The sequence below is a fragment of the Mycobacterium sp. genome (assembly GCF_050701675.1).
Lineage (GTDB): Bacteria > Actinomycetota > Actinomycetes > Mycobacteriales > Mycobacteriaceae > Mycobacterium.
Map to the genome: position 1 here is coordinate 1 of NZ_JBOGDD010000378.1, position 5,785 is coordinate 5,785.

Consider the following 5,785-nt stretch of genomic DNA (forward strand, 5'->3'; position numbering starts at 1 on the left):
GTGCAGACCCGTTGCGCTCCAACGAACTTCCCAGTGCCCCTCGTCGCGAACCATGTTTAGCTGACCGTCGTAGGTCCAGGTGCGGTTCTTGGGCAGGTGCCACGTGTAGCGGTAGGCGATGCTGCCGGTGTCCTCGGCGTACTTGGACCCGAGGATCTGCGCATCGAACTTGGTGGCCTGCAGGCCCGCCCATGCTTCGTTGAGCGCTGCTCGCGCCGCGGTGGGCTTGTCACTCAGGTCGGCGGCGGCGCCGGTGTCCCCCCGGGCCAGCGCGGTGAAGAACGCCGTCGCCACCGGTTCTGGACCATTGGGCTTGGGGGTGCATGCACTGAGTCCGCTGACGACCGCCACCACGACGAGGACCGTCAAGAGACCCGTGACCCGTGATGCGGATGAGGTTTGTGATGCCATTGGGGCTGATGTTAGAAGCGCGACTGCCTCAATACGGGGAGGCGCACCGAGATCGGTTTGTGATCAATCGAGCAGCACGGTCGCGAAGGTGCCCACCTGGGCGAACCCGATCCGTGCGTAGGTCGCTCGCGCGACCGTGTTGTAGCCGTTGACGTACAGGCTCGCAATGCGTCCGCTCCGGACGACCGCACCCGCCAGTGCGGCGGTACCTCCGACACCGAGCCCCCTACCCCGCCAGTCGGGGTGGACCCACACACCCTGGATCTGGCCGACCGCAGGCGACTGTGACCCAACCTCCGCCTTGAAGACCACCTGACCATGTTCGAAGCGCGCCCAGGCCCGGCCTGCGGTGATCAGACCGGCGACCCGGCGCCGGTATCCGCGGCCGCCGTCCCCCGCCCGCGGGTCGACGCCGACCTCTCCGATGAACATGTCGACGGCAGCCACCAGGTACGCGTCGAGCTCCTCGATGCGCACCGGGCGCACCGCCGGATCGACAGGGCACTGAGGCGCACCACTCAGTGCCATCAACGGCTGCTGATCCCGCACGTCGCGGGCTGGGCCCCAAGCACTTTCGAGGCGTCGCCACATGGGCACGACCAGCTCGGCGCGGCCGACCAGCGACGAACATCGGCGCGCGGTGCTCGTGGCCTTGTCCGCGAACGCGTTCAGGTCGCCGACGTCACCACGCAGCGGAATCAGATTCGCGCCAGCGAAACACAGCGAGTCGCTGGGGCGGCGCCGCGTCCACATCTCGCCACCGATCGCCGTCGGATCGATCCCGTGGTCGGCTACCCGCGAAGCGACCATGCACGAACCAACGGCGTCTTCGTCGAGGACGCGGCGCACCATGGCGGCATCACGCACCACCGTGACCCGTCGCTCGTCGGCGAGGCGAAACAGCGGAGGAGCGGACATCCGGGGTCCTTCTGGAGCGGCGTTCTCTTCTACGATCTGGCGTGCAAACCTAGAGGGTGACACCCCTCACAGGGTCTCGCTCAGCTTACGGTCACAACCGGCGCACCGCTTGCATCATTCAAACCGCGCTCCTCGGCGAGTTTCATCGCCTCCTCGATCAGCGTCTCGACGATCATCTGTTCCGGCACCGTCTTGATCACCTGACCGCTCACGAAGATCTGTCCCTTGCCGTTGCCCGACGCCACGCCGAGATCGGCCTCGCGAGCCTCGCCGGGGCCGTTCACGACGCAGCCCATGACCGCGACGCGCAGCGGCACGTCCAAACCTTCGAGCCCGGCGGACACCTCGTTGGCCAACGTGTAGACGTCGACCTGCGCGCGCCCACAGGACGGGCACGACACGATCTCCAGCCCACGCGGTCGTAGGTTGAGCGACTCCAGGATCTGGTTGCCGACCTTGATCTCCTCCACCGGTGGCGCCGACAGCGAGACCCGGATCGTGTCACCGATGCCCTTGGACAACAGCGCGCCGAAGGCCACCGCGGACTTGATGGTGCCCTGGAACGCCGGACCTGCCTCGGTGACGCCGAGGTGCAGGGGGTAGTCGCAGACGGCGGCGAGCTGCTCGTAGGCGGCGACCATGATCACGGGATCGTTGTGCTTGACACTGATCTTGATGTCACCGAAGCCGTGCTCCTCGAACAGCGAGGCCTCCCACAACGCGGACTCGACGAGTGCCTCGGGGGTGGCCTTGCCGTACTTCTGCATCATCCGCGCGTCGAGCGATCCCGCGTTGACGCCGATGCGGATCGGGATGCCCGCAGCGCCGGCCGCCTTCGCAACCTCCTTGACGCGACCGTCGAACTCCTTGATGTTCCCGGGGTTGACACGCACGGCCGCACAGCCGGCGTCGATGGCGGCGAAGATGTACTTGGGCTGAAAGTGAATGTCGGCGATGACCGGGATCTGGCTCTTCTTGGCGATCACGGACAGCGCATCGGCGTCCTCCTGGCGGGGGCAGGCCACCCGGACGATGTCGCAGCCGGACGCCGTCAGCTCGGCGATCTGCTGCAGCGTCGCGTTGATGTCGTGTGTCTTGGTGGTGCACATCGACTGCACGGCGATCGGATGGTCACTCCCGACGCCGACGTCGCGCACCATCAGCTGGCGCGTCTTGCGACGTTTGGCCAGCGTCGGCGGCGGTGGAGCCGGCAATCCCAACCCGACGGTCATCGTGACTTCTTTCGTTGATCTGTTGTGAAGGCCTACTGGAACAGCCTGATCGGATTGACCAGGTCAGCGGTGACGGTCAACAGCATGTAGCCGCCCACCACGACGAGCACGACGTAGGTGGCGGGCATGAGCTTCATGTAGTTGACGGGCGCCCCGGCGACCTTGCCACGCGCCGACCGAATCATATTGCGGATCTTCTCGTACACCGCAATCGCGATGTGGCCCCCGTCGAAGGGCAGCAGCGGCACGAGGTTCACCGCGCCAAGAACGAAGTTCAGCTGGGCGAGGAAGAACCAGAACGCCACCCACAGCCCGGCGTCGACGGTGTCCCCGCCGATGATGCTGGCGCCGACGACGCTGATCGGCGTGTCGGGGTCGCGTTCGCCACCACCGATGGAGTTCCACAGCGCGCCGACCTTGGTCGGTATCTTCGCCAGTGACTTGCCCAGCTCGACCATGAGGTCACCGGTGAAGGCGACCGTTGCGGGCGCAGCGGACAGCGGGTTGTACTGGGTGGGCCCGAACTGGGCGGCGGCGATGCCGACGGCCCCTACGTCTGCGGGGGCCCCGTTGCCCTCCTTGGTCCACCGCTGGGTCTTGGTGACGTCGACGGTGGTGGTGAACTCCCGCGCCTGGCCGTTCTCGGTGCGCTGCACGACGAAGGGGGTCGGCGCGTCGAGCTTGCGGACCGCGGTGACCATCTGCTCGAAGTTGGCGATGTCGGTGCTGCCGACCTTCACGACGGTGTCACCCGCCTTGATGCCCGCGAGCGCGGCAGGTCCTGGACCGTTGCAGTCCGCCAGCTTTCCCTTGGTGACTTCTGGTGACACACAAGCCGTTTCGCCGACGATCGCGGTGGTCGGCGGGTGCAGGTTGGGCAGACCCCAGACGACCGCGATGCCGTAGAGCAGGACCAGACCGATCACGAAGTTGGTGCCGGGGCCCGCGAAGAGCACCGCAACGCGCTTCCATACCTTCTGTCGGTACATCGCGTACTGGCGATCCTCGGGGGCGAGTTCCTCGACCGAGGTCATGCCCGCGATGTCGCAGAAGCCGCCGAGTGGAACGGCCTTCACACCGTATTCGGTGTAGCCGAGCCGGTTCGGACGCATCGTGGACCACAGCGTGGGGCCGAATCCGACGAAGTAACGGCGCACCTTCATTCCGGTGGCGCGCGCCACCCACATGTGCCCGCATTCGTGCAGCGCCACCGAGACGAGAATGGCGAGTGCGAACAGCACAATGCCCAGTACGAACATCATCTGATTGGTACGACCTCCTGTGCTGCACTCTTCACGGCGATCCCGGCCCTGGCCCTTGCCCAGTCCTGCGCGTCGAGTACGTCATCCACGGTAGCCGGTTCCTCCGACCACTGGTCGGCAGCGCGAAGCACCTCGGCGACGATTCGCACGATCGCGGGGAAACGGATCCGCCCGTCGAGGAACGCCTCGGCGGCCTCTTCATTGGCGGCGTTGTACACCGCGGTCAGGCAGCCGCCGCGGCTTCCCGCGTGCCGAGCCAGCGCGACGGCGGGGAAGACGTCGTCGTCCAGGGGTTCGAATTCCCAGGTGGAGGCCCTGCCGAAGTCGAAGCCTACGGTGGCGCCCGGCACGCGCGCCGGCCAGTTTAGGGCCAGCGCAATGGGCAACTTCATGTCGGGCTCGCTGGCTTGGGCGATGGTCGAGCCGTCGACGAAGGTCACCATCGAATGGACGATCGACTGCGGGTGCACCACGACGTCGATCCGCTCGTAGGGCACACCGAACAGCAGGTGAGTCTCGATCAGCTCGAGGCCCTTGTTGACCAGCGTCGCCGAGTTCAGCGTGTTCATGGGCCCCATCGACCAGGTCGGATGCTTGCCCGCCTGCTCCGGTGAGACGTGTTCGAGGTCGGCGGCCGCCCACCCGCGGAACGGGCCGCCCGACGCGGTCAGCACCAACTTCGCGACCTCGTCGGAGCCCCCGGCACGCAGGCATTGGGCCAAGGCGGAGTGCTCGGAGTCCACCGGCACGATCTGACCCGGCTTGGCCGCCTTCAGTACCAGCGGACCACCCGCGATCAGCGATTCCTTGTTCGCGAGGGCTAGCCGCGCACCGGACTCGAGTGCGGCGAGCGTCGGACGCAGCCCCAGCGCTCCGACGAGGGCGTTGAGCACCACGTCCGCCTCGGTGTTCTCGACGAGGTGCGTGGCGGCCTCGGGTCCGGCGAAGGTGATGCCGCCGATCCGTTCGGCGGCTTCGGTTGAGGCGACGGCCACGTTGGTGACGCCGGTCTGCGCACGTTGACGGGCCAACAGGTCGGGGTTGCCCCCACCGGCGGCCAGACCGACGACCTCGAACTTGTCCGGGTTTGAGGCGATGACCTCGAGCGCCTGGGTGCCGATGGAGCCGGTACTACCCAGCACCAGTACGCGCAGACGATCTCGTGTCACCAAACCATTGTGCCCGTGCATCCGGCGACAACCCAGCCACAGCAGATTCCCATCGGATCGTGACGTGAATGTGACGACCCGCGACGCGCCCCATCCGTGATCACCGTCGGCCCGAATGCCCGATGAGGACGGCGGAACGCGTCGTTCCGGACACATTGGAGTGATCACGTCATGAACACAGCTCACCGCAGGGCGTTTGCGGCAGCAGGCCTGACCGTAGTCGCCATCCTGGGAACCTCCGCGTGTTCCAGTGGCACCTCCACGGAGGCCACGTCCTCCTCCAGCAGTGCCTCGTCCTCCAGTTCCTCGAGCGCACCGGCCATGACTGCCGCCGTCGACCCCGCCGCCGACCTGGTGGGCACGGGTTGCGCCGGTTACGCCGAGAAGGTGCCAGAAGGACCCGGCTCGGTGACGGGCATGGCGCAGGACCCGGTCGCGACCGCGGCGTCGAACAACCCGATGCTGACGACGCTGACCGCCGCCGTCTCCGGCAAGCTGAACCCCGGTGTGAACCTGGTCGACACGCTCAACGGTGGCGAATTCACCGTGCTCGCGCCGACCGACGACGCGTTCGCCAAGATCGACCCGGCGACCCTGGAGAAGCTGAAGACCGACGCCCCGTTGCTGACCAGCATCCTGACCTATCACGTGATCCCCGGCCAGCTGAGCCCCGCTCAGGTCGCGGGCAAGCACGCGACGGTCGAGGGCGGCGAGGTGACCGTCACCGGCGCGGGCGAGGCCCTGAAGTTCGACCAGTCCGGTCTGGTCTGCGGTGGCGTCCACACCGCCAACG

The 5,785-nt window shown here is 67.0% G+C and carries 6 protein-coding genes; 1 reads left to right on the forward strand and 5 read right to left on the reverse strand.

Translation table 11 applies throughout. From position 1 onward, the window contains the following. The 5 genes from ACRDUX_RS11340 to dxr form a co-directional block, all read right to left on the reverse strand. Positions 1–411 (reverse strand): NTF2-like N-terminal transpeptidase domain-containing protein (locus ACRDUX_RS11340; RefSeq protein WP_526413898.1); only part of this gene is annotated, 411 nt, incomplete at its 3' end. Positions 412–474: 63 nt separating this feature from the next. Beyond that, on the reverse strand, positions 475–1,329 hold the full coding sequence (locus ACRDUX_RS11345) for a GNAT family N-acetyltransferase (protein ID WP_526413900.1): 855 nt from the start codon (positions 1,327–1,329) through the stop codon (positions 475–477). An 80-nt stretch (positions 1,330–1,409) separates the two neighbouring features. After that, complete coding sequence (gene ispG / locus ACRDUX_RS11350; protein ID WP_526413902.1) at positions 1,410–2,561, reverse strand: flavodoxin-dependent (E)-4-hydroxy-3-methylbut-2-enyl-diphosphate synthase; 1,152 nt, start codon at positions 2,559–2,561, stop codon at positions 1,410–1,412. Positions 2,562–2,593: 32 nt separating this feature from the next. Continuing rightward, positions 2,594–3,823: a M50 family metallopeptidase gene (locus ACRDUX_RS11355; protein ID WP_526413904.1), complete on the reverse strand. Its 1,230-nt coding sequence runs from the start codon at positions 3,821–3,823 to the stop codon at positions 2,594–2,596. Beyond that, positions 3,820–5,013 carry a 1-deoxy-D-xylulose-5-phosphate reductoisomerase gene (dxr, locus tag ACRDUX_RS11360; protein ID WP_526413906.1) on the reverse strand — a complete coding sequence of 398 codons (1,194 nt, stop codon included), beginning with the start codon at positions 5,011–5,013 and terminating at the stop codon, positions 3,820–3,822. The genes ACRDUX_RS11355 and dxr overlap by 4 nt, the downstream gene beginning before the upstream one ends. Before the next feature lie 150 nt (positions 5,014–5,163). Between dxr and ACRDUX_RS11365 the strand changes: the two genes are divergently transcribed. Continuing rightward, on the forward strand, positions 5,164–5,785 hold a 622-nt coding region (locus ACRDUX_RS11365), incomplete at its 3' end, for a fasciclin domain-containing protein (RefSeq protein WP_526413908.1).